At 35.1% G+C, this 24416-nt stretch carries 21 protein-coding genes; 7 read left to right on the top strand and 14 right to left on the bottom strand.

Going from position 1 to position 24416, the window contains the following annotated elements; genetic code table 11:
• Window positions 1-108 precede the first annotated feature (108 nt).
• The 7 genes from FH036_RS19750 to FH036_RS19780 form a co-directional block, all read right to left on the bottom strand.
• On the bottom strand, window positions 109-753 hold the full coding sequence (locus FH036_RS19750; RefSeq protein WP_000345953.1) for an amino acid ABC transporter permease: 645 nt from the start codon (window positions 751-753) through the stop codon (window positions 109-111).
• Window positions 754-1410, bottom strand: coding sequence for an amino acid ABC transporter permease (locus FH036_RS19755; protein WP_001112662.1), 657 nt, complete (start codon window positions 1408-1410; stop codon window positions 754-756). It abuts the gene before it with no gap.
• Window positions 1411-1480: 70 nt separating this feature from the next.
• Window positions 1481-2311 (bottom strand): glutamine ABC transporter substrate-binding protein GlnH, encoded by an 831-nt coding sequence (glnH, locus tag FH036_RS19760; protein ID WP_000916475.1) that lies wholly within the window; start codon window positions 2309-2311, stop codon window positions 1481-1483.
• Between the two features lie 12 nt (window positions 2312-2323).
• Window positions 2324-3052 (bottom strand): amino acid ABC transporter ATP-binding protein, encoded by a 729-nt coding sequence (locus FH036_RS19765; RefSeq protein WP_014481570.1) that lies wholly within the window; start codon window positions 3050-3052, stop codon window positions 2324-2326.
• 136 nt (window positions 3053-3188) lie between these two features.
• Window positions 3189-4649: an alanine/glycine:cation symporter family protein gene (locus FH036_RS19770; RefSeq protein ID WP_138322486.1), complete on the bottom strand. Its 1461-nt coding sequence runs from the start codon at window positions 4647-4649 to the stop codon at window positions 3189-3191.
• A gap of 157 nt (window positions 4650-4806) precedes the next feature.
• A complete protein-coding gene (locus FH036_RS19775) occupies window positions 4807-5778 on the bottom strand; it encodes a phosphotransferase enzyme family protein (RefSeq protein WP_139896151.1) in 972 nt (323 codons plus the stop codon).
• A 23-nt stretch (window positions 5779-5801) separates the two neighbouring features.
• Window positions 5802-6488, bottom strand: a complete 687-nt coding sequence (locus FH036_RS19780; RefSeq protein ID WP_139896152.1) for a CPBP family intramembrane glutamic endopeptidase — start codon at window positions 6486-6488, stop codon at window positions 5802-5804.
• 151 nt (window positions 6489-6639) lie between these two features.
• On the opposite strand from FH036_RS19780, the gene gerKA reads away from it, so the two are divergent.
• Genes gerKA through gerKC form a run of 3 tightly spaced genes read left to right on the top strand, consistent with a single transcriptional unit; the run spans window position 6640 to window position 10334 of the window.
• Complete coding sequence (gene gerKA, locus FH036_RS19785) at window positions 6640-8142, top strand: spore germination protein GerKA (RefSeq protein WP_139896153.1); 1503 nt, start codon at window positions 6640-6642, stop codon at window positions 8140-8142.
• On the top strand, window positions 8123-9229 hold the full coding sequence (locus FH036_RS19790; protein ID WP_044791377.1) for a GerAB/ArcD/ProY family transporter: 1107 nt from the start codon (window positions 8123-8125) through the stop codon (window positions 9227-9229). The genes gerKA and FH036_RS19790 overlap by 20 nt, the downstream gene beginning before the upstream one ends.
• On the top strand, window positions 9210-10334 hold the full coding sequence (gene gerKC, locus FH036_RS19795) for a spore germination protein GerKC (protein WP_139896154.1): 1125 nt from the start codon (window positions 9210-9212) through the stop codon (window positions 10332-10334). The genes FH036_RS19790 and gerKC overlap by 20 nt, the downstream gene beginning before the upstream one ends.
• A gap of 33 nt (window positions 10335-10367) precedes the next feature.
• On the opposite strand, the gene treC is transcribed toward gerKC, so the two are convergent.
• The 3 genes from treC to treR all read right to left on the bottom strand — a co-directional run bounded on the left by treC (window position 10368) and on the right by treR (window position 14321).
• Entirely contained in the window at window positions 10368-12029 is a 1662-nt protein-coding gene (treC, locus tag FH036_RS19800) for an alpha,alpha-phosphotrehalase (RefSeq protein ID WP_138322488.1), read from the bottom strand.
• Window positions 12030-12042: 13 nt separating this feature from the next.
• Entirely contained in the window at window positions 12043-13470 is a 1428-nt protein-coding gene (treP, locus tag FH036_RS19805; RefSeq protein WP_139896155.1) for a PTS system trehalose-specific EIIBC component, read from the bottom strand.
• Between the two features lie 140 nt (window positions 13471-13610).
• Window positions 13611-14321 carry a trehalose operon repressor gene (gene treR, locus FH036_RS19810; protein ID WP_000987250.1) on the bottom strand — a complete coding sequence of 237 codons (711 nt, stop codon included), beginning with the start codon at window positions 14319-14321 and terminating at the stop codon, window positions 13611-13613.
• Between the two features lie 448 nt (window positions 14322-14769).
• On the opposite strand from treR, the gene FH036_RS19815 reads away from it, so the two are divergent.
• Complete coding sequence (locus FH036_RS19815) at window positions 14770-16167, top strand: amino acid permease (RefSeq protein WP_000448457.1); 1398 nt, start codon at window positions 14770-14772, stop codon at window positions 16165-16167.
• A 25-nt stretch (window positions 16168-16192) separates the two neighbouring features.
• Here the strand turns inward: FH036_RS19815 and FH036_RS19820 are convergent, their stop codons facing one another.
• Window positions 16193-17899, bottom strand: coding sequence for a putative bifunctional diguanylate cyclase/phosphodiesterase (locus tag FH036_RS19820; RefSeq protein WP_000893366.1), 1707 nt, complete (start codon window positions 17897-17899; stop codon window positions 16193-16195).
• Between the two features lie 356 nt (window positions 17900-18255).
• Window positions 18256-18624 carry a cobalt transporter gene (locus tag FH036_RS19825; RefSeq protein WP_139896156.1) on the bottom strand — a complete coding sequence of 123 codons (369 nt, stop codon included), beginning with the start codon at window positions 18622-18624 and terminating at the stop codon, window positions 18256-18258.
• A gap of 337 nt (window positions 18625-18961) precedes the next feature.
• On the opposite strand from FH036_RS19825, the gene FH036_RS19830 reads away from it, so the two are divergent.
• From FH036_RS19830 to FH036_RS19840, 3 genes are all read left to right on the top strand, one after another.
• On the top strand, window positions 18962-20491 hold the full coding sequence (locus FH036_RS19830; RefSeq protein WP_044791388.1) for a cardiolipin synthase: 1530 nt from the start codon (window positions 18962-18964) through the stop codon (window positions 20489-20491).
• A 127-nt stretch (window positions 20492-20618) separates the two neighbouring features.
• Window positions 20619-21512, top strand: coding sequence for an ATP-binding protein (locus FH036_RS19835; RefSeq protein WP_000892968.1), 894 nt, complete (start codon window positions 20619-20621; stop codon window positions 21510-21512).
• Between the two features lie 3 nt (window positions 21513-21515).
• Complete coding sequence (locus FH036_RS19840; RefSeq protein ID WP_001248871.1) at window positions 21516-23399, top strand: vWA domain-containing protein; 1884 nt, start codon at window positions 21516-21518, stop codon at window positions 23397-23399.
• Between the two features lie 37 nt (window positions 23400-23436).
• On the opposite strand, the gene FH036_RS19845 is transcribed toward FH036_RS19840, so the two are convergent.
• Window positions 23437-23859, bottom strand: a complete 423-nt coding sequence (locus FH036_RS19845) for an NUDIX hydrolase (protein ID WP_001255107.1) — start codon at window positions 23857-23859, stop codon at window positions 23437-23439.
• Window positions 23846-24388: an orotate phosphoribosyltransferase gene (gene pyrE, locus FH036_RS19850; protein ID WP_000417035.1), complete on the bottom strand. Its 543-nt coding sequence runs from the start codon at window positions 24386-24388 to the stop codon at window positions 23846-23848. Before pyrE ends, FH036_RS19845 begins: the two co-directional genes overlap by 14 nt.
• Window positions 24389-24416: the final 28 nt, after the last annotated feature.

Genomic DNA, 24416 nt, shown 5'->3' on the forward strand with positions numbered 1-24416 from the left:
ACTTTTCTGATAAAATAATATAAAAAATTGAATTATTGCAAGATTTAGATTCTATTTAGAGGAAAATAAGGAGAAACAAGGAAAAAACCCTTACATATATTGTAAGAGTCAACGAAGTTCTAATCTTCTCGATAAAATTGATAAACTATAATTTACGATAAAGTACATACAAGCTACTACCATAAACGTTGGAATCATATAATTTACATTTTGTCCGCTAATAATTTGAGCATTATGCATAAGCTCTGGCAGTGATATAACAACTGCTAATGATGTATCTTTTAACAATGAAATAAACTGACTAACAAGCGGCGGAACCATTCTTCTTAACGCTTGCGGTAAAATAATGTGCCAAAGCGCTTGCACATACGTTAACCCTGAAGACCTTGCAGCCTCAATCTGTCCTTTCTCAATAGATAATAGGCCACTTCGAACAATTTCAGATATCATTGCTGCTTCAAATATTGTTAATGCAACAATTGCAGCTGTTATAATTTCTAATTTCAAGCCTGCTTCTGGAAGTGCAAAATACGTGAAAAATATAATTAATAGTAGTGGTAAGTTTCGAATTACTTCAACGATAATTCCTAATATTTGTGAGACAATAGGGATTTTCATGTAGCGCAATATCCCTATTACACTACCAATAATAAAACTAAGTACAATTGCTATGAGTGCTACCTCTAGCGTTATAAGTAATCCTTTTAATAAAAATAGAATATGATCACCTGTTATTGCTCCCTTAAAATCCATTTACACCGCCTCCTTTGCTAAGCGTTTTTCTAAATAACGCACTAGCATACTGAGCGGAATTGTTAATATTAAATAAAACATCCCGACAAATATATACACATCGAACGTAACAAATGTCTTCGTTGAAATTAAGTCTCCTTGATACATTAAATCAGCTCCAGCAATAATTCCGAGTATGGAAGAGTTTTTTACTAAATTGAGAAATTGGTTTCCTAGAGGAGGGATTACAATTTTCATCGCTTGGGGTAAAACGACATGGTACATTGCTTGCGTATAAGTCAATCCTGAAGAACGTGCTGCTTCCATCTGACCTTTCGCGACTGATAAAATACCAGCGCGAATAACTTCCGCAATAAACGCTGCAGTATATACGGTAAGCGTAACCGTTCCTGCTACAAAACCATTTAAAGTAATTCCTACTACAGGTAAAGCGAAATAGAATATAAATGCAATTAATACGAGTGGAATATTTCTTACAAATTCTACAAAAGTTGCTCCCAACCAATTTAAAATGCGAATCGGTGCAATACGCATTACCGCTAATATTATGCCTAAAATAAAACTGCCTATTAATGCGATGACACTAGACATCACTGTATATTTAAATCCTTCTAAATACATATCAATGTTATTCGTTAATATAGAAAAATCAGGCACATATTCTCCCCTCTTTCTTTAGAAGAAGAGGATGAGTACTCTCATCCTCTCACTTTTACTATTTATCACTTTACTTCTCTGGTTTTTGCCCAATCCATTTCTCATATAATTTGTCATACTCTCCGCTTGCTTTCATGTCTTTAATTAAGCTATTAATCTCTTTCGTTAAATCATCTGCACCTTTTTGAACTGCAATTCCGTACGGCTCATCCGTGAAAATTTTCCCTACAACTTCATAATTCGAATCTTGTTTTGCCATGCCGTAAAGAATTGCATTATCTGTCGTTAACACATCACCTTTCCCTGCTTTTAACGCCGTAAATGCCTCACTGTAATTTTCAAATTCTAATACAGTCGCTTCCGGTGATTTTTGGCGAATGTTATTTGTAGACGTTGAACCTTTGACAGCTAACACTTTCACGCCCTTTTTCACATCATCAATACTCTTAATATCGCTCCCTTTTTTCACAAGTAACGATTGTCCTGCTTTAAAATATACATCTGAAAAATCCACTTCTTTTTTACGTTCTTCTGTAATTGTCATCGTTGCGATAATTGCATCAATATCGCCGTTTTTCAATAGTGGAATACGTGTTTTTGACGTTACTTCCTTCAGCTCCAATTTCTTTTCATCACCAAGAATTTTTTTCGCAAGCGCCTTTGCAACATCAACATCGAATCCTTCTACTTGCCCTGTTGAAGGGTTTTTCAATCCAAATAAGTTCGTATCATTCTTCACCCCAACTATTAATTTCCCGCGCTTCTTAATTTGCTCAACAGCCCCGCCTTGCTTCGTATTCGTTTCTTTTGCCTCATCTTTTTTACTACCGCACCCGGCAACGACAAGTACGAATAAACATGAAAATACAATTAAGGTAAACAACTTTTTCATTTTAAGCATAAAATTCCTCCTTTAATGATTTAACACTCGACTTAAAAATAGACGCGCTCTTTCTTGTTCAGGACTCGCAAAAAATTGCGCCGGTGTTGTATCCTCAATGATTTTGCCATCATCCATAAATAAAATCCGATCAGCTACCTCTCGCGCGAATCCCATTTCATGCGTGACAACGACCATCGTCATCCCTTCTTTAGCTAGCGTTTTCATAACGTCAAGTACTTCTCCAATCATCTCTGGATCAAGAGCAGACGTAGGCTCATCAAATAGCATAATTTCCGGCTGCATTGCGAGCCCTCTAGCAATTGCTACCCTTTGTTGTTGTCCTCCGGATAATTGATGTGGGTATACGTTAGCCTTCTCCGGAATTCCTACTTTCTCTAAATAAAATATCGCTGTTTTCTCAGCTTCCTCTTTTGAAATTTTATTTACTTTAATAGGTGCTAGTGTAATATTTTGAAGAACCGTTTTATGTGGATATAAATAAAAATGTTGAAAGACCATTCCGATATTTCGGCGTAATTCATTCATATCTGTTTTGGCATTGTGTACCTCCGTATTTTGTACAATTAACTCTCCATCTGTAATTGTCTCTAGCTGATTTATGCAACGAAGCAACGTGCTTTTTCCCGATCCTGAAGGCCCAACAACTACTACCACTTCACCTTTCTTCACTTGCACATTAATATCTTTTAAAACTTGAAAATTGCCATAATATTTATTTACGTTACGAAACTCTATCAACATACTCCCCCCTTCCTCTAACAAAGCATGTACATTCTTTTTATATTCAAAAATAAGCAAAAAAATAACTTACAGCCTCATTTTGTCCATAAAAAAAGCAAAGGGATTTTCCCTTTGCTTTTTCATTTCTATTTTATTAAGATACTTCTTCTTTCTTATCTTTTCTGTATTCATGCTCCCAGAAATCAGCATTTTTAATGCCTAATGGCCCTGGATCGAATACTGGATCTTTTCCTTCCTTTTTCTGCTTTTCATAATCCTTTAATGCGACTAATGCAGGTTTTTGTAATAGTAAAATCGCAATGATATTTACCCATGCCATAATTCCTACACCGATATCACCTAAAGCCCAAGCTGTTGCTGCTGTTTTTATACAGCCATAGAATACAGCTCCTAAAAATACAAATTTTAGTACCAGAGACAGCCAAGGACGATCTTTCTCACGATTTAAGTACGCGATATTCGTTTCTGCAATGTAGTAATACGCCATAATTGTTGTAAAGGCAAAGAATAATAACGAGATTGCAACGAAACCATTTCCAAATCCAGGGAAAACAGATTCTACTGCTGCCTGTGTATATCCCGGTCCTGGTTGAGCACCATTTAATTTATTTACGATAAAGTTTTTTCCGCTTGCATCAAATACGTTATACATGCCTGTAATGATCATCATAAATGCTGTTGCTGAACAAACAAATAATGTATCAATGTAAACGGAAAATGCTTGCACTAAGCCTTGCTTAGCTGGATGCGATACTTCAGCTGCTGCTGCTGCATGTGGTCCAGTTCCTTGCCCTGCTTCATTAGAATAAATACCACGTTTTACTCCCCAAGAAATTGCTAAACCGATAATACCACCAAATGCTGCTTCTAATGCAAATGCACTTCTTATAATTAACATAAATGCTTCTGGCAATTTTTCAATATTCATAGCGACAATAACACAAGCTACTAAAATATAACCAACTGCCATAAACGGTACGACAACTTGTGCAACGTTAACAATTCGCTTTACTCCACCGAAGATGATAAGAGCTAATACAACAACTAATAAAGCCCCTGATAATGTAGTGTTAATTCCAAAAGCTGTCTCTAAACTTACGGCAATACTATTTGCTTGCACACCTGGTAGTAAAAGCCCCGTTGCAAGAATTGTCGCTGCAACGAATACTAATGCATACCATTTAACACCTAAACCTTTTTCAATGTAATAAGCAGGTCCACCGCGAAACTGTCCTTGATGCTTTGTCTTATAGATTTGCGCGAGTGTTGATTCTACATAAGCTGATCCTGCTCCTAAAAAGGCTACTGCCCACATCCAAAATACAGCCCCTGGTCCACCGAAGGCAACCGCTGTAGCTACCCCAGCGATATTCCCTGTCCCAACGCGCCCTGATAATGAAAGTGCTAACGCTTGGAATGAAGAAACACCAGCCTCTGATTTTTCTCCTTTAAATGTCAGCTTCACCATTTCTCCTACATGCCTTACTTGTAAAAACCTCGTTCGAATAGAAAAATATAAACCTGCTCCTAAACATAAATAAACAAGTGCTGGACTCCAAACAATATTATTTAACCAATTTACGAAAGCTTCCAATATTCCCCCTCCTTTTTATCAAGAATATTCAGAATATATAAAAATTATAAGTGTATACCTAATCTATGACAATATTATTTTAATAAAACAAACATATTTTTGTATAAAAAAACAAAGTATATATTTGTTTTATATACTTTGTTTTGAACTAAATGTATTATATATTCACAATTGCTTCTCTTTTTATAATTCTTTCGTATAGCTCTTCTGATAACTTTCGGAAATTATCTGGCATATCTTTCCCTTTAAACTTCTTTTGGATCGTGCCATATAAACCTATATCGCGTAAACGTAAAAATAACGGTAACGATTCATACCAACTATCCGCTAGCTTATGTTCATATTCGTATCCTTTTCTTAACACTTGTAATTGTTTACGAGCAAAATCGGTCTTCTCTTCCGCTGTCCACGGTGTAAATAGAACAGAGTAATAAAGAACCATCGCTAAATCGTGTATAAAGTAATTATAAGCCGCATCATCAAAATCAAAGATTGTTAGCTCTTTACCATCATAATGAAAATTTCCTGGATGAATATCCCCATGCATAAGGCCGAACGTTTCTTTTTCAATGGGAAGAGCCTTTATCTCATCCATTAATACAATAGCAATCTTTTTCACTTGATCATCTTCTAATTCATTAACAATCCCACTCTCATCTTCTTCCCATGTATCACGATGATTTGTTTTAGGATAGTTCATTGTTAAACGATGCAGTTGACCAATCGCTTTTCCCCATGCTTCAAAATAAATATCGCCCCAATAGGGTGATTCTTCACCTTTTACTTGCTCACCTTTTGCATATGTAAATAAAGAAGCAAAAAAGAAAGTCCCATCCTCTGCTGCGATTTCTTCTACGAGATTTTGAGACGTTGAATAAAGAGGTCCTGCTACCTTTGCCCCATTCTCCGCAACATATCGTAAAAAATCTAGTTCAGCTTCGACTTCTTTTTTAGAACGATGAGAAGAGTGGGTTAAACGCAATACGTAATCTTCGCCACGATCACCCTTTGCCTTAAAAATATAATTTTCAAAATCTCCAAGTGGCTTTTCTTCCACTGTTACATGAAATGTCTTTGCTGCTCTTACTAAAATTTCTTTTGTAAAAACTCGTTCTACTGCTATTTCCATATGTATCCCTCCTATATATCTTCTTAATTCGACATAAATGTTAAAAGTACTGCTATGAAATTGAATAATGCGTGGGCAATCATAGCTGATAAAATAGAATTTGTCTTCTCATATAACCAAGCAAATACTACTCCACTAAAAAAATTCACTGGTAATGTGTTATATGTTGGAATATGAACAACGGTAAATATTATAGAACTTATAAGCACTCCACCCCATATACCATATCTATCACAAAAAAATGTATAAAAAACACCTCGATATAAAATCTCTTCATAAATTGGTGATATAACTGCTGCTCCAATTACCGCGATACAGAACGAATATATTGATTTATCATTTTGTATCGTCTCCGTTTTACTATTTTCAAAAGAAATACCCATTTTCTCCATTATTATTAATACAGCAACACTAACTACAATTAAGGTAATCAACACTATAACTGTCCATAAAAAATCTTTCCATGAAAGCTTTCGAATTCCAATATCTTTCCAAGATAGTTCATAGCTTTTTATACAAAAAAGATAAACTACAGTAGTAAATATCAATGCCATCATAAATCCCATTAATACTCCAGCATATAATGAGTTCCCTATTATTTTTAAAGCATATTCATAAAAAAGAGATTCAACTGTTACTGGGACAATAAGAAATACGAAAACTAATAAATATAAAATTTCTTTCCACCCCCACATACTTTTCAAAATCATATACTCCATCCCTCCACTCCGTGTTTCTTTAAGTATAGAAGGTGACGTAACGTAACTTTCAAGTTTATTTTTTTCAAATAACCCAAGCATAAATTTCTCACAAAAAGCAAAAATTAACAGGAGTAACTTTATTCTAATAGAGGTGGAAATTATGACTGAACAGGAAAATTCAAAACAAGATAATAGTAAAAAGTATATGTTTCCATCACTTTCAGAAAACATTAATTATATTGAAAATAAGCTCTGTCATTCAGACGATATAAAAAAATTAGATCTTCCTTTCCAAAACGGCAAAGGAACAATCTTATATATCGAATCTTTAGCAGACCCCAATTTAATTCACCAATTAGCTCTTGAGCCTTTATTAACGCGGTCGGATTTGTCTTTAGATAAAGCTTTTGCCACATTAAGTATGAAGAAAGAAACAAATTTAAATTACGGTGTGCAACTTTTATTACAAGGCAAATCATTATATTTTCATGAACAAGTCGACAGTTTTTGTATTTTCGAAACAGGTTTATCTTTAAAGAGAGATATAGCAGAGCCTGATAATGAAGGCATTGTACGCGGTCCACATACTGGTTTTGTAGAAGATTTAGCAACTAATTTAGCTTCGATTCGTAAGCTCATAAAAAGCCCAAATATCGTCGTTAAATATTTCACACTTGGTGAAGAGATGCACACGAAAGTGGCAATTGCTTATATGCAAAACATAGCGAATGACGATTTAGTTACAGAAGTAAAAAGAAGATTAGAAACGATTAAGACAGATGCACTTATGCCTCCAGGATATATACAAGAATTTATAGAGGATACGTCTTTCTCACCATTTCCACAGCAATTAAATACAGAGCGCCCTGATAGAGTCGCAGCAAATTTAATGGAAGGACGAGTTGCTATTTTTTCTGATGGAGATCCAACAGCTCTTATCGTTCCTGTTACGTTATTTGCTTTCTATCAATCACCAGATGATTACAATAACCGCTGGATTGTCGGTTCTTTCGTCCGAATGATTCGCTTAGTGAGTTTCTTAATTGCTTTTCTCTTACCAGCTATATATATCGCAACCGTAGCCTTTCATCCTGATGTATTGCCACTTGAACTTGTGTATACAATTAAAGCTTCATTAGAGAAAGTACCTCTTCCTCCTATTTTCGAAGCCCTCTTAATGGAACTGATTTTCGAGTTATTACGAGAAGCTGGTATTCGTCTGCCAAGCCGCGTTGGACAAACAATCGGTATTGTAGGTGGTTTAGTAATTGGTGATGCAATTGTAAAAGCTGGACTTGTTTCTTATACGATGATCATCGTTGTAGCTTTAACTGCTATCTCATCTTTTCTCGTTCCATCAAACGATATGAGCTCAGCAGTTCGAATTCTTCGTTTTCCATTAATGATTCTTGCTGCCATATTCGGATATGTAGGAATATCATTCGGTCTCATTATAACTTTTGTTCACTTATGTCAGCTTCATTCTTTTCATACGCCATATCTTTCTCCTGTTGCACCAATGCGGATTAAAGATATGAAAGATTCTTTCGTAAGACTACCAATTTGGTCATTTTGGGAACGACCACATGATCCAAAACCGAAAAAAATGCAGCGCCAACATGTAACGAGAGAGGATGAGGACGGTGACAAACACGCAAAGTAAAATTTCGCTAGTTCAATTTACCTTTTTCGTTATTCAATGCCAAATTGGAGTGGGCATACTTTCTCTCCCAAACCGTCTTCACCCAATAGCAAAAGGTGGTGGATGGATTTCTGCTCTCATCGCTGGGCTTGCAATTCAGCTTATTATTTTACTTATGTGGCTTTTCTTAAAAAGATTTCCTGATGCTGATATGTATGAAAGTGTTTGTATGCTATTTGGTAATAAATTTGGAAAATTATTAGGTTTTCTTTATGTTTTTTATTTCACTCTTATCGGTATGACAGTTATGTTAAGCGCTTGTAATGTCATTAAAGTTTGGATATTACAAGCTACTCCTTGGTCTGCCATTCTCATGCTATTTACAATGGCTTGTTGTTATGTAGCTTATAACACGTTTAAAGTCATCGTACGATTTTATGTCATGGCCTCTATTCTTATTTTACCTATGGCGCTTTTAATTGGACTTGGACTCTCACGGGCTGACTTTTCTTATATTTTTCCAATTACAGAAGCTGGATGGTGGAATATTATTCAAGCATCAAAAGAAACCATTACAGCTATGTATGGTTTTGAAATTTTTCTTATCGCTTTCCCCAAAGTAAATGGGAGTTCTGTAGCAAAACTGAAGGCAATTTCTATCGCGAATGGATTTGTAACTCTTTTTTATACTTTTACTGTTTGGATTTGTTTTATCGTATTTAGTCCAAAACAAATTGAGCTTATTCCAGAACCAGTTGCTTACTTATTACGATCCTTGCATATCGGGATTATAGACCGAACTGATTTACTATTCATACCAATTTGGATGATAACAGTTGTAGCTTCTATCGCTAGTTATTACTGTGCTGCTTCTATAGGGATTGGACATATATTCAATCTTGGTAATCATAAAAAGGCTGTCCCAATCGTTGGTATTATTGCCTTTAGTGTAGCTTTATTTATCGATACACCTGAAGAATTAAAAGTAATTGCAACTTTCACTGATAAGTTCACGTATATTTTCATCGTTGTCCTCCCTCTTTTATTTCTACTTTATTCAGTAATAAGAAATAAGAAAGGAGAACAGTATGTTCAAAAAAAGAGTTAAATTACTTTTTGTATTATGTACTAGTGCATTCCTTTCTGGCTGCTGGGATCAAGAACCATTAAGGGAAGCAAGGTTAGCTTATAGTATTGGATCTGATATTACAGAAGAGAATAAACTCCAGCAAACAATCGAGCTCGTAAAAAGTTCAAGTGGAGAACAATCTTCATTCGAGAATGAAATACATTCAGCAACTGGACATAACATAAGGGATACGAGCGATGCACTGAAAAAAAATGTAACCGGGAACATTCGTTATTTCAAATATGGTGTTCAATTACTAGGAACCAAAATTCTAAAAAAAGGTGTACTACCTTATTTAGATGTCAGCTTTCGGGACCCAACAAACCCAACTGCTTTAGTAAAGCTTATTGCAGTAGATGGTGAAACGTCCGAGGTACTCGAAAAAAAGAAAGTAGGAAATTTATTAATTGGAGATTTTTTAAAGAAAAAAGTGAAAAGCTTAGAAGATATGAGTGTATTTCCAAAAGAAACTTTAGAAACAGCTGCTACAAAAATGTTAGATCCCGGTAAAGACTTTACCCTCCCTTCTATAAAAATAAAAGGAAAAGAAGTAGTTACAAACGGGTTAGCTTTATTTAACAATGATAAATTAACTGGGCATTTACCTTTGAAACAATCTGTTTTATTCGTGTTATTAACCGGAAAAATGGGAACAAGTGCCCGTATAACCCAAAAACTTACTAGCGATGAATCAGAGAAGACATCTGATTATTTAACAATGGAAATTAGCAATCGAAAGTTAAAACGAGACTTAAAAATAACAACAGATAAAAATGGAAATGTTTATGCTCACATTAAGCTTCAATTAAAAGTTATAGCACTTGAAGCTCCGAGAGATAATCTTTACAAAATGGATGAAAGAAAAAAACTAAATAAAGAACTGTCTAAACAGCTTACGAAAGAAGCTAAAAAAATAACGAAAAATTTACAAAAGGCAAATTGTGATGCTTTCGGAATCGGAAGACATCTTATCGCTTATCATCCTGACTTATGGAAGAAAAAAAATTGGAATAAAGATTATGCAAAAGTAAAGTTTAAACCAGAAGTAGACGTAAATATTTTGTATAGTGGTGTCTTAAAGTAAAAAGGTTGTATGCCACGCAGGCATACAACCTTTTTATTTCGTATATCGATATACAATTGATTCATATGGTCTTAAGTTAAGTTTTGCAATATCCTTGCTGGAATCCTTATAATTCGAAAGTAGTACTTCTTGTTTCATTCCATTTAATTGAACGTGCGCTGGTACTGAATACGTTATTTCTTCTCCATAGAAGTTATTAATAACAAGCAGCACTTCACTCTCTGTAATGCGAGTATATGCCCAAATGTTAGGATGGTTTTCATCTAAAATAGCATATTCTCCTTCTGTAATTACATCATACGTTTTTCTAAGTTGGATTAGTTTTTTATAATGATAAAATACAGACTCTTTATCTTCTAGTGCCTTCTCTACATTTATTTCTTTAAAGTTTTCAGCCACTGAAATCCAAGGTGTACTTGTTGTAAAGCCACTATTCATCTCTTCATTCCACTGCATTGGAGTTCGGGAGTTGTCACGAGATTTTTGTTTTAAAATCCCAATAATCTCTTCTTTTGATAATCCTTCTTCCAGCTTTATATCGTATATATTTAACGATTCTACATCGCGATATTGCTCAATAGACTCGAATTTAGGATTCGTCATACCGATTTCTTCACCTTGATAAATGTAAGGTGTCCCCTGCAACATATGCATAGCTGTCGCTAACATTTTCGCAGATTCATTTCGGTACTCTTTATCATCACCAAAGCGTGACACAATACGAGGCTGGTCATGATTACACCAGAATAACGCATTCCATCCCCCACCCTTTTGCATTTCAATTTGCCAATTAGACATAATCTCTTTTAATTTAATAAAATCAAAATCAGCCTTCGTCCACTTATCACCATTCGGATAATCAACTTTTAAATGATGGAAACTAAACGTCATACTTAATTCATTACGCTCAGGGTTTGAATATTTAATACAATTATCAATTGTCGTAGATGACATTTCTCCAACTGTAATTACATCTTTCCCTTCAAAAACATTTCGGTTCATTTCTTGTAAATATTCATGAACACGCGGGCCATCTGTATAATATTTACGTCCATCTCTTGTCGCTGTACTTCCGTCATCATTTAAGAATTGTTGATCTTTTGAAATTAAATTAATAACATCTAATCGGAATCCAGTTACCCCTTTATCAAGCCAAAAGCGCATCATATCATATACTTCTTCACGAAGTTTTTCATTTTCCCAGTTTAAATCCGCTTGTGTCTCATCAAATAGATGTAAATAATATTGCTCTGTCTTTTCATCATATTTCCAAGCAGACCCACCAAACTTAGATTCCCAATTATTTTTTTCATCACGCCAAATATAGTAATTACGATATGGACTATTTTTATCTTCCTTCGCTTCTTTAAACCACTTATGCTCCGTCGAACTATGATTTACAACGATATCAAGCATAATTTCAATGTTACGTGCTTTTGCTTCTTCTAAAAGCTCTTCAAACTCTTTCATCGTTCCGTAAGATGGATCAATACGGTAGTAATCACTTACATCGTATCCATTATCATTTTGTGGCGATTGGTATATCGGTGTTAACCAAATATAATCTACTCCGAGTTCTTTTAAATAATCTAGTTTTTCTGTAACCCCTTTTATATCACCGGTTTCTTTATTGTAATAGCTATTAAAGCTCTTCGGATAAATTTGATAAACTACACTTTTATGCCAATCCTTCATGTTTAACTTCCTCCTACTTCTGTTTTACTCGTTTTGCAAATAACCACGTTAACGTAAATGGGATTACAACTGCGATAATCATTCCGACAATAAACATGGGAATCGATTTCGGAATGATAGAAATAAATGCTGGTAATCCGCCAATTCCGATAGCCGGTGCTAATACACCATTTAACGTAATAAATATTGCTGCCACAGCCGATCCTATAATTGCTGCATAGAACGGGAATTTATTTCGTAAGTTTACACCAAACATAGCTGGCTCTGTAATACCGAAATATGCCGAGATTGCTGATGTAGATGCCATACTTTTATCATTTTGATTTTTAGAAATCCAGAACATCGCAAGTGCCGCACTACCTTGCGCAATGTTAGAGAGAGCAATCATTGGCCAAATGAATGTACCACCGTGTTGTGCAATTAATTGTAAATCGATAGCAATAAACATATGATGCATACCTGTAATTACAAGTGGTGCATACAATGCTCCAAATAATACTGCTCCAACTACTGGTACTGTTTCATATACACCTACTAATCCTACTGTTAATAAATCTCCAATATGACGTGTAACTGGACCAATAATTCCTAATGCTAATACACCTGTCACAACGATTGTTGTAATTGGTACAACTAATAATTGAATTGCATTTGGTACATGTTTCTTTAAAAGGATTTCTACTTTACTTAATACAAATGCTGCTACTAAAACCGGCAAGATTTGACCTTGATACCCTACTTTTTCAATTTGAAATAATCCTAAAATATCGAAGTACTCAATCTTTTGTCCATCTAAACCAGTTGCTGCTTTTCCGTAATCCCACGCGTTTAATAATGCTGGATGCACAAGCATTAATCCCATAACAATTCCTAATATCGGACTACCACCAAAACGCTTCGTTGCTGACCACCCGACAAGTGCTGGTAAGAATACGAATGCTGTATTGGCCATCATATTAATTAAATCCCAAAGCCCGCCTAAGTTTGGATACACATCTAATAAATTTTTACCTTCAAAAAATAAGTCCTTCGCCCCTAATAGGTTGTTAATTCCCATTAGTAAACCAGCTGTTACGATTGCTGGTAATATCGGCATAAATACATCTGAAAATACTTTTACAAACTTTTGAGCTGGATTTAACTTTTGGTTTCCAGAATCTTTTACGTCAGCTACTGTCGCTTCCTTCATACCTGCAAGCGTTATCAATTCAGCATATACTCGATCAACATCTCCTGGACCGATTACAATTTGAAATACCCCAGCGTTATGAAACGCTCCCTTCACTAATGAAACAGACTGCAAGTTATCGTTATCTATTTTACTTTCATCCTTTAAAGCGATACGGAGTCTCGTTACACAGTGCGCAGCTTGTTCAATATTGTCTTTCCCGCCAATATACTGCAACACTTCCTCTGCTGTTTTACGATAGTCTTTCCCCATATTCCCGTCCCTCTTTTCTTTTTTTGATACCGTTTACAATTACATATTAACTCGTATATATAAGTTAGTCAACACTCGTATATACGAGTTTGTCGTTTTTTTATAAAAAAAGAGATGAAACGTTATTACGTTCCATCTCCTTATTTTCTCCGCGCCACATCCGAAAAATGAAAAATATCTAAGCGGTGGCGGGATTCTGTATATTCGAACTGACTTCCATCATACAAATGCGTAAAGTTTTTCACGACAACAACATAATCTGTTCCATTTAAATCTAAATACTTTCTATCGTCCTCTGTACATGGTTGCACTTCAATTACTCTCTGTGAGTAACTAATATGAAGACCTAGTTCTTTCTCAATATATTTATAAATGGACCCCGCTGCAATTTCACTCGTTAATCCAGGAATATATTCCGATACAAAATGATTAATATCCAAAATTACTTTTTCTCCATCAATATTTCGTACGCGTTTAATATGGTCTATGTCTGTTTTCTCTTTCACATTTAATAGCTTTGCAACCTCTTTTGTCGCTTTTACTTTCTCCATTTCCACGACTTCTGTAATACAATGGCGTCCTAAACGTTCATTTTCTTCTTGGAAACTTACAATACCACCAAAGTTGAATTCAATGTTTTTTCGCTTTAAAACAAAAACACCTTTTCCGTGTATTTTTTGAACATATCCACGTTCTTGTAATAAATCTACAGCTTTTCTTACAGTACCGCGGCTCGCTTCATATTGCTTCATTAATTCAGTTTCTGATGGGATTTTGCATCCCTCTTTTAATTGCCTATTATCAATAGAATTACTGATTTCTGTATAAATTTGTTCATACTTACTCATCATCTACAATAGCCCCTTGTCACCTTCTAGTTCTATATGTATTATACCATGCTACACTCTTCTGCCAATCTCTCACTTATTTTCCAGTATAGAAAAATAAAGGTAAATATTTAATCTCTAAAACGTATTTTTATAAAAATTTTTATATTTTTCTTTTCATTCAAAAAAACATGTAGTATACTAACTTCAAAATCAGAGGAGAAAGGGAGCAAAGAACTATGCTTACTTATACAACAATTGTAGTTACATTTGCACAAAAACATCATCATCATACGTAACCCTTGAAACCTAGCGGAAAAATTACGCGTAGGTACAAGGGTTATTCCCGTTGTACCTACGTTAGGCGAAAGAGCCATGTAGGTATTTTTTATCTACATGGCTCTTTTTTATTGCCAAAAAGCTAGTAAAAAATGATGTTTAAGCAAATCTTACTACAAAGGAGTTAACAAAAATGGAAACGAAAAAATGGGGATTATGGGTTTTAACAGCTTTTGTTATCGGGAATATGGTTGGCGGTGGCGTATTTATGCTCCCAGCGAATTTAGCACAAGTATCAGGTCCAATGGGTTCTACACTTGCATGGAGTATTACAGGACTTGGCGTATTTATGATTGCACTCGTATTTGGAAATTTAGCAATCCGAAAACCAGAATTAAAAGCGGGGCCACAAAGCTATGCTCAAGCGATGTTCCCTTCAAAAAAAGCGGGTAAAGTTGCAGGCTATAGTATGGCATGGGGATATTGGGCTGCGAACTGGGCTGCAACAGCATCTGTTATTATTTCCTTTGCTGGATATTTATCAACATTCTTTCCAGTTTTACAAAGTAAGCAAATTCTCTTTTCAACGAACGGATTTTCACTAGAACTTGGAAAAGGATTAACGTTCCTCGTATGTAGCCTTATGTTATGGGGAATTCAATATATTCTTTCTCAAAATATTGATCGTGCTGGAAATATGAATCTTCTTGCTACTATTGCAAAAATTATTGGATTTACAATGTTTATTGTAATCACATTATTCATTTTCAATGCCTCTAATTTCGGAGACGGGCAAACATTTATGAATGAAGCAGGACAATCCATTTCTTTAGGTGGACAAATCAATTCAGCTGCTATTGCAACACTTTGGGCGTTCATCGGTATTGAATCGGCTGTCATGCTTTCTAATCGTGCAAAATCTCAGCGCGATGTAAAAAAAGCTACCATTTTTGGATTAATTATCGCTCTTCTTATTTACATGTCAATTACTCTACTTACAATGGGCGCTCTCCCGCAAGATGCTTTAAAAGAGTCTCAAAAACCATTAGTAGACGCATTAAATTTAGCAATTGGCAATAAAGGTGCCTATATAATGGCTTTACTTGCACTTGTATCTTTATTTGGATCTACAGTGGGCTGGATTGTTGTTAGTTCAGAAGTACCTTACCAGGCTGCAAAGAACGGACTTTTCCCTAAGCTGTTCGCAAAAACAAATAAAAAAGGGAGTCCTTCAAAATCATTATTGATTACAAATGTAATGACGCAAATTTTCTTATTCTCAACGATTTCTGGCACCGTATCAGAAGCTTATAATTTCGCTATCGTTGTAGCAACATTAGCTTATTTAATTCCATACCTTGTTTCTACGCTGTACCAATTCAAATTAGTTATTACAGGAGAAACGTATGATATAATGCCTGGCTCTCGAATAAAGGACGGCATCATTACTACATTAGCATTCATATATTCTATTTGGGTTATCAAAACGGGAACTGCTGATTTAAAAACGTTCTTCTTAGGAATCGGATTGTTCGTATTAGGTCTTATTCTCTATCCAATACTAATGAAAAACTCACAAAAAATGAATTAAAAAAGAGAAGCTACGCTTCTCTTTTTTATATAAAATCTGTAGTTAACTTTTCTTTTAACTCTCCTACAGATAAAGGTTTCGCATAATAAAATCCTTGCACATAATCACAACCCATAGATTGTAATAAACTTTCTTGCTCTACTGTCTCTACCCCTTCAGCAACTACTGCTAAATGTAAGCTATGGGCAATTTCAATAACAGATTTTACAATCGTTCGCTCTGGCTGTGCATGATCATAATGAAATTCACGAATAAAATTACGATCAATTTTTACTATATCCAGCGGTAATTGTTTTAAATAATATAAGGAAGAATAACCCGTTCCGAAATCATCTAAAGCAATTAAAATACCCATATTTCTTAATTCTTGTAATGTAGCAATAATATAATCAAAATGACGAACAGCAATGCTTTCCGTTATTTCTAAAATTAAACGATTCGGTGGAAATCCAGTTCTCCTTAAAATGCTACGTACAGATAAAATAAAACGCTTTTGCATTAATTGTTGTATGGATAAATTCACAGATAACTTTAGTCCTTCTTCGTACTCTGGCAATGTTTTAAACAAGCGACATGACTTTTCTAATACCCAGTCTCCTAATTTTATAATAAGTCCAGATTCTTCAGCTACTGGGATAAATTCGCCTGGTGAAATAGGTCCTTCTTCTGTCGAACAACGCGCTAAAGCTTCAATACCAGTATATTTCTTCGTTTTCAAATCAATAATAGGCTGCAGTGCCACATCTAACTCTTCATCACGAATTGCCTTTTGCAAAGCAAATTCAATTTTCATTCTACGATTTATTTTCGCACGTAACTCATCTGTAAAGAAACACGCTGCATTTCTTCCCTGTTCTTTCGCACTATACATAGCTAAATCTGAATTCTTCAATAGAGTTTCTACATCTTGTCCATCTTGCGGATATGAGCACAGTCCTAGACTAGCTGAAATGTATACTTCATGACCTTCAAGTATAAATGGCGCCTGAAAGCATGACAACACAGATGTCGCTAGCTGCCTCATCTCATCTTGTGTATGATTTTTTGTTAACAACACAAATTCGTCGCCACCCAGCCTAGCCAGAACATCTTTCTCTCCTAGCACATAATGCAACCGTGAAGCAACTTCGCTTAAAAGTAAATCTCCTATCATATGACCTAGCGTATCGTTTACTAATTTAAAACGATCCAAATCAAAATAAATCATACCAAACTCTCTTTTATCTGCAATTAATTCGTTAACAGTCGTTATTAATTGTAAACGGTTCGGTAAACTCGTTAAAGCATCATGATACGCAAGCTCCCTATAACGACTTTCGCTTAACCGTAACCTCTGTTCTGCTTCTTTCCTACTACTAATATCATTTCGAATCGCAATAAATTGATATGGCTCTCCTTTTTCATTTAAAAATGGAACAATTGTTGTTTTAACCCAATAATATGTACCATCTTTTGCTTGATTTCGAATCTCACCTCTCCATACTTTTCCGCTCAAAATACGCTTCCATAGCATTTGAAAAAATGTTTTCGGATGATGTCCTGAATTTAAAATACGATGATCTTTCCCTATTAACTCTTCTCGTGTATATTTGGAGATTTCACAAAACTTATCATTTACATATGTAATAAGACCCTTTCGGTCTGTAATCGCAACAATTGAAGACTCATCTAATGCTAACTTTAAATCTCGCAATGAAGATTCATATAATGCATGACCTCTTTGTTCTAGCATGCGCATCTCTCCTTGCTTCCTATCTGACTAAAACACAACTTGTTTCTTTTCATAGAAATAGAGATATTTCATTTCCTAATAATCGTCCTTTACATAAATCATATTTTGAAATATGTCGATTAAAATAACATAATATTATTTGTAATAAAAAGCAATATAATACCGTTTCAATTATAAATAGTAGTTTCTTATCGCTATAATTAGCTAACTCTATTCAAAAACATATGTAAATTTTAATTATTATATATGTTTTTGAATTACAATAACAAAATATTAACATATTTTCACCTTAATTTTGGAAGTATTTTATAAATAAATACCGTATTAAACAAAAAAAGAGGATAGCCTCTTTTTTTTTAATACGGATACGGTGTTTGTTGATACCCCGGATATGGTGTTGGATATGGAACTGGATATGGCGCTGGATAAGTTACTGGGTACGGTGCTGGATAAGTTACTGGGTACGGTGCTGGATAGTATCCTCCACCTGCTGCACCCGTTAATGCGCCAGCTGTAAGCCCACCTAACACACCTCCAGCAAAACTTCCTGGGAAAAAGCCACCGCCCCATGAGCCTCCACCCCAGCCCCATCCACCTCCGTGATGATAATGGTGATCATGGTGATTGTGTCCTCCATGGTGGTGATGTCCGCCATTATGGTTGTGTCCCCCATGATGATGATAATGATTGCGATAATACAATCCGTTATTTTCTATATAATTCATGTTTCCCCGCTCCTTTTCCATTTTCTCATCTTAATAGATATTGTATGAATAGTACGGCCCTTGTTGGTAACCTATATAATAGGAAGAATCCATGTAATATGGTTATCCCCTTTCCTATATAAGGGGCAAGGATTTTGTCCCTCCTACACTGTTTATTAACCAGCAAATAGCGAGCTAATAACGTAACAATATACTGTATGTAGGACAAATGCGGAAAGCATGGGGAAAATGTCTATATTTTGTAAAAAAAACAAAACACTTTATAATAAGAATGTCGGATTGTACCTTCTTATATGAGAAGTCTATATTTAAGAAAGATTAGAGGAATTTTATAGCAATGAAGAAGCCTATCGTTCAATTATTATTGATATTTATAATTGTATCTATCGTACTCTTACTTTTAGATACGTCTATCCTCTCACTATATACCTTTTTCGGTGTATTATGGTCTCTTACAATCATAGGAATATCTTTCGTTATTTTTATCGAAAATAGATCTCCTCAAAGTACCTTAGCCTGGTTTTTAGTATTAGCACTTCTTCCCGTTATAGGTGTGCTTTTATACTCTATTTTCGGGCGTAGCCGTTGGAGAAGAAAAAAGCATCTCCATCGTTCAGAAGAGCAAAGAAAGTTATTCCGTGAAATATTAGAAGGAAGACGACTAGAGTTATCACTTAAAGTCCCATTAAGTGAACGCTCTGTCCATTTAACAGAAGTCGTACAAAAATTTGGAGGCGGGCCTGCAGCAGATAGAACGACTACCAAACTTTTAACAAACGGAGATCAAACATTTTCAGAAATTTTGCAAGCTATTGAGCAAGCAAAACATCACATACATATTCAATACTATATTTATAAATCTGATGAGATTGGTACAAAAGTTCGGGATGCTTTAATAAACAAAGCAAAAGCTGGTGTTATTGTACGCTTCCTTTATGATGGATTAGGAAGTAATACGTTAAGAAGACGCTTTTTAAAACCTATGAAAGAAGCTGGGATTGAAATTGTTGAATTTGATCCTATTTTTTCAGCTTGGTTACTTGAAACCGTCAATTATCGTAACCACCGTAAAATCGTCATTGTAGATGGAGAAATCGGTTTTACTGGAGGACTTAACGTCGGTGATGAATATCTTGGCCGTTCAAAAAAGTTTCCCGTTTGGCGTGATAGTCATTTAAAAATCGAAGGAAAAGCGTTATATAAATTACAAGCAATTTTTCTAGAGGACTGGCTCTATGCATCTAGTGGTTTGAAAACCTATTCTTGGGATCAATTTATGAATAGACAATACTTCCCAGGTAAAGAAATTTCAAGTGCAGAAGGTGCGGTGCAAATTGTAGCGAGCGGACCAAGCTCAGATGATAAAAGCATTCGTAATACGTTATTAGCTATTATGGGCTCTGCAAAAAAATCTATTTGGATTGCTACACCATATTTTATTCCAGATCAAGAAACTTTAACATTATTACGTTTAAGTGCAATATCTGGCATAGATGTACGCATTTTATATCCTGGTAAAAGTGATAGTATTATTAGTGATCAAGCATCCCAGTCCTACTTCACTCCACTTTTAAAAGCCGGTGCCTCCATCTATAGTTATAAAGATGGCTTTATGCATGCAAAAATTGTACTTGTTGATGATAAAATTGCAACAATTGGAACAGCAAATATGGATGTACGCAGCTTTGAATTGAATTACGAAATTATTAGCGTACTGTATGAATCAGAAACTGTTCATGATATTAAACGTGATTTTGAAGATGACTTTAAGCATTCTACTGAAATTAAATGGAACGCCTTCCAAAAGAGAAGTATCAAAAAACGAATATTAGAATCTTTTATGAGGCTCATTTCTCCTTTACTATAAGCAATCAATGTATTATTGATTGCTTTTTCTTTTATATTTGTCCCCTCTCCTTTTCTTTGCATACCATATTAAAACAAGTTATCATAAGATGTATTACTTTATGAAAATAATGTTAGGTGGGACATACATGTTAGAACAATTTCATATACATGCTGATTTAAAACAGCAACTTTCTACAATTCACGAAAAGAATAAACAAGAAGCTGGTGAAAATGCACATTTGATCGGTACAAAAATATATAAAGCATCTGATAATAGCATTATCGAAGATGCCATTACAGCACTTCTTCTTGGCAAAAACATTCTATTAAAAGGGCCGACTGGTAGTGGTAAAACAGTACTAGCTGAAACACTTTCTTCTTTATTCCAAAAACCAATGCATAGCATTAACTGTTCTGTCGATTTAGATGTAGAAGGTATTTTAGGATACAACACACTACAAACGAAAGATGGCGCATCTGAAGTTGCATTCGTTAACGGTCCTCTTATGAAAGCAATGAAGAACGGCCATTTCCTATATATTGATGAAATCAATATGGCAAAACCTGAAACGTTACCACTTCTTCACGGTGCATTAGATTACCGTAAAATGATTACAAATCCATTTACACAAGAAGTTGTATACGGTGATGATGAGTATCGTGTAATCGCAGCAATTAATGAAGGCTACGTTGGAACAAGTGAACTAAACGAAGCGTTAAAAAACCGTTTCGTTATTATTGAAGTTCCTTACATCCAAGGTGATACATTAAAAGAACTATTATTAGCAGAATCAAAACTAAAAGATGTTGCAACAATTGAAAAGTTTGTTGCATTTGCAAGCGATCTTATGCCTTTAGCTCGTGATGGCCGCGTAAGTGAAGAAGCAGCAAGTATTCGTGGCATTATCGATGCATGTGATTTAGGTGTATATATTCCCGTTATGCGTGCAATTGAACGTAGTATTATCGCAAAATTAAACGATGAAACAGAACAAATGACTGTCCGTGAATTAGCAGAAAGTTATTTCTTTGAGGGATAATTCATGAGACAAATTTTTAGTGACAAAAAAATTGATGCGTCGCTGTTTCTACAAATGGAAAACTTAATGTATGCCCTTCTCAAAGAAGATGATGCCTACCTTGAGTATGGCTATAAAGCATACTACGACGAAATTGAAAAAAAGGTTGTCATTAGTCACTTTTGGGATGATCGAAAAGAAGAGGATACAGTAATCGGATTAAAAAGCGAAGTGTTTTTAAAAGCACTTGGTAATAAACATTACTCGGACATGACTTTAATTCGTTCTTATGCAATTGAATTGCAAGAATCACCCTTAAAAAAGTTTTTAACACAATTATTTGTTCTATTAGAAGATTTACGTGTTGAGGAAATCGTAAAAAACTTACGCCCTGGCACAAAGCATGTTTTTAAAAGAAGAAAAGAAATGTATCGCAATTACTTTAGCTCACAAAATGAAATCAATCGCGTTCGTAACTATCACGGTGATCGTCTATTTTGTCTCTGCTATCTTTCATTAACGAGCGATAAATATGAAATGTTTAATAATGAATATTTCGAGCAAATTGAAGCTATTTTGCATGAAACATTCCAAGCTCGTAATACGGAAGATATTATGTATATCGTTGAGAAAATTCGCTATCGCTTAGAGGAGCTTCTTGAAAGTGATATGCTGAACAACTATTTCGGGCATGCACCGCTTTATTTATCTGTCATTGCAGATGAAAAAAACTGTCGCGTCGAAGATTTAGCAAACGATGATACGCAGCTCATAGATGACGATGAAAATAAAAACAAAATGGATGAAAGCTTCTCAACATGGCACCGTGAAAATAAAAACAATGAAAACGAGAACTTTTTACGCTTTGAATTAGAAAGCGGAACAAAAACAAATATGATGGGTGACACTGCTCGCGAATCAGAAGATGGCGACCAAGCACTTGGCTCTGTACAAGGTACTTCTCAAAAAAGTACACAATCTAACTTTGATGGTGCTGACACAAAAGAAGCAAGAGCTTCTCACGCTTCTAGTCAAAATGATGGTGCATATGGTAAATATAACACTGGCGCTTCTCATACATTTAAAGAAGCACGTAAACCAAATCCTGATGAGAAAAAGGATTACCAAGCTATCAAATCAGTCGTTAATAAAGATGTAAAAGAATTAAAGAAAATTATCGAAAAAACGATTGAAAATAAAACGAATGCAAATAGTGATAAATATTACGGAAGACTTCGTAAGAAATTCCTTCGTATTTATACTGAAAAGCAGCCTCGCATGTTTTATAAAAAAGGGCAAGAATCGCAAGAGCTCGACGTTGCATTCCAACTATTAGTAGACTGCTCTGGTTCTATGTATAACAAAATGGAAGAAACGAAAAAGAGTGTGGTCCTATTCCATGAAGCGTTGAAATCTTTAAAAATCCCGCACGCTATTAGCGGATTTTGGGAAGATGCTTCTAGTGCTAAACCTGAAGATAAGCCGAACGTTATCCATGAAGTTGTAACGTATAAAAACTCAACGTTACCAAACGTTGGTCCAGAAATTATGCAGCTTCGCGAAGAAGAAGATAACCGCGACGGATATATTATTCGTATCGTTTCTGAAAAGCTTGCAAAAAGACCAGAAAAACATAAATTCTTACTTGTCTTCACAGACGGTGAACCTTCTGCGCTAGACTACCAACAAGACGGTATTTTAGATACGCATGAAGCTGTCAAACTTGCTCGTAAAAGTGGTATGGAAGTAATCGGAATTTTCATCGAAGAAGGCGAAGCGAAAGAAGCAACTTATCAATTAATGAAGAACATTTATAACCATCACTTCTTAGTTGCAAATCACGCTGAAGATTTACGTCTGAAGATTAAACCACTATTGAAAAAGTTATTACTGAAGACGATTGAATAGAAAAACAGGAGCCTTGCGCTCCTGTTTTTTCTTTCAATCATCTTGTTTCTGGCTGAAACTTGTATGGAATGGCTACTTCTAATAATGCCTCGAATCCACCATCGTAGAATGGGAATCGTTCATTTGCAATTGCTCGGTCCACCCACTCTATTGCAGAAATTTCTCCTTCATCTTCTGCAATAAGTTCACCTGCTACTACATTTGCTCGGAATGTAAAAAGTAGCGCATGATTTCCTGACTCTTCAAAGAATTTTTCATTGATCGCAACAAGTCCACTAAGCGCGGCAGTTAAACCTGTCTCTTCTTTTACTTCCCTTACTAGAGCTTCCCCTAACGTTTCACCCTTTTCAACAGCCCCGCCTGGCAATGACCAAACGTTTTGTTCTACATTATGTACCATTAATATTTTATCCGTTTCCTCATCATGTATTAGTGCATATACGACGTCAACTCTTCGCATGTTGCTTGTCGCCTTCAATTAACTCATCCATTGTAAATAAAGAATGTAGCTGTAAGCCATCTTCTAATAAGTTTTCTCTTCCCTCTTTCGTTCGTTCAATGACGCCTAAAACATGGTGTACTTTCGCACCAAGTTCCCTTAAATCTTTCGTACTTAATAATATTTGCCCACCTGTCGTAATAACATCTTCAACAACACAAACATTTTTCCCAACAATATTAACACCTTCTGCTAACTTACATGTACCGTACTTCTTCGCTTCTTTCCTTACAAATACAACTGGTATACCCGTTTGTAAAGATAATGCTGTTGCTACTGGAATTCCTCCCATTTCTAAACCTGCGAGTACTTCTGTATCAGGAGGAATGAGCTCTTTCAACTGTTTAGCAATTTCTAATAACAGTACTGGATTAGATTCAAATAAGTACTTATCAAAGTATTGAGTTGATACTTGTCCTGATCGAAGTTTAAATGTTCCCGTTAAACGTGACGTATTGTAAATTTCCTTTGCTAACTCCCATTTCTCCATTGTATCTCTCCCCTTTATGCACAAATTA

It is taken from the genome of Bacillus sp. CD3-5, assembly GCF_006349665.1.
Taxonomy (GTDB): Bacteria; Bacillota; Bacilli; order Bacillales; family Bacillaceae_G; genus Bacillus_A; species Bacillus_A paranthracis.

Bases quoted from the DNA above. Each gene is read 5' to 3' on its own strand.
- FH036_RS19750 (WP_000345953.1), bottom strand. From the start codon at position 753: ATGGATTTTAAGGGAGCAATAACAGGTGATCATATTCTATTTTTATTA.
- glnH (WP_000916475.1), bottom strand. From the start codon at position 2,311: ATGCTTAAAATGAAAAAGTTGTTTACCTTAATTGTATTTTCATGTTTA.
- FH036_RS19775 (WP_139896151.1), bottom strand. From the start codon at position 5,778: ATGGAAATAGCAGTAGAACGAGTTTTTACAAAAGAAATTTTAGTAAGA.
- FH036_RS19780 (WP_139896152.1), bottom strand. From the start codon at position 6,488: ATGATTTTGAAAAGTATGTGGGGGTGGAAAGAAATTTTATATTTATTA.
- gerKA (WP_139896153.1), top strand. From the start codon at position 6,640: ATGACTGAACAGGAAAATTCAAAACAAGATAATAGTAAAAAGTATATG.
- gerKC (WP_139896154.1), top strand. From the start codon at position 9,210: ATGTTCAAAAAAAGAGTTAAATTACTTTTTGTATTATGTACTAGTGCA.
- treC (WP_138322488.1), bottom strand. From the start codon at position 12,029: ATGAAGGATTGGCATAAAAGTGTAGTTTATCAAATTTATCCGAAGAGC.
- treP (WP_139896155.1), bottom strand. From the start codon at position 13,470: ATGGGGAAAGACTATCGTAAAACAGCAGAGGAAGTGTTGCAGTATATT.
- treR (WP_000987250.1), bottom strand. From the start codon at position 14,321: ATGATGAGTAAGTATGAACAAATTTATACAGAAATCAGTAATTCTATT.
- FH036_RS19815 (WP_000448457.1), top strand. From the start codon at position 14,770: ATGGAAACGAAAAAATGGGGATTATGGGTTTTAACAGCTTTTGTTATC.
- FH036_RS19820 (WP_000893366.1), bottom strand. From the start codon at position 17,899: ATGCTAGAACAAAGAGGTCATGCATTATATGAATCTTCATTGCGAGAT.
- FH036_RS19825 (WP_139896156.1), bottom strand. From the start codon at position 18,624: ATGAATTATATAGAAAATAACGGATTGTATTATCGCAATCATTATCAT.
- FH036_RS19830 (WP_044791388.1), top strand. From the start codon at position 18,962: ATGAAGAAGCCTATCGTTCAATTATTATTGATATTTATAATTGTATCT.
- FH036_RS19835 (WP_000892968.1), top strand. From the start codon at position 20,619: ATGTTAGAACAATTTCATATACATGCTGATTTAAAACAGCAACTTTCT.
- FH036_RS19840 (WP_001248871.1), top strand. From the start codon at position 21,516: ATGAGACAAATTTTTAGTGACAAAAAAATTGATGCGTCGCTGTTTCTA.
- FH036_RS19845 (WP_001255107.1), bottom strand. From the start codon at position 23,859: ATGCGAAGAGTTGACGTCGTATATGCACTAATACATGATGAGGAAACG.
- pyrE (WP_000417035.1), bottom strand. From the start codon at position 24,388: ATGGAGAAATGGGAGTTAGCAAAGGAAATTTACAATACGTCACGTTTA.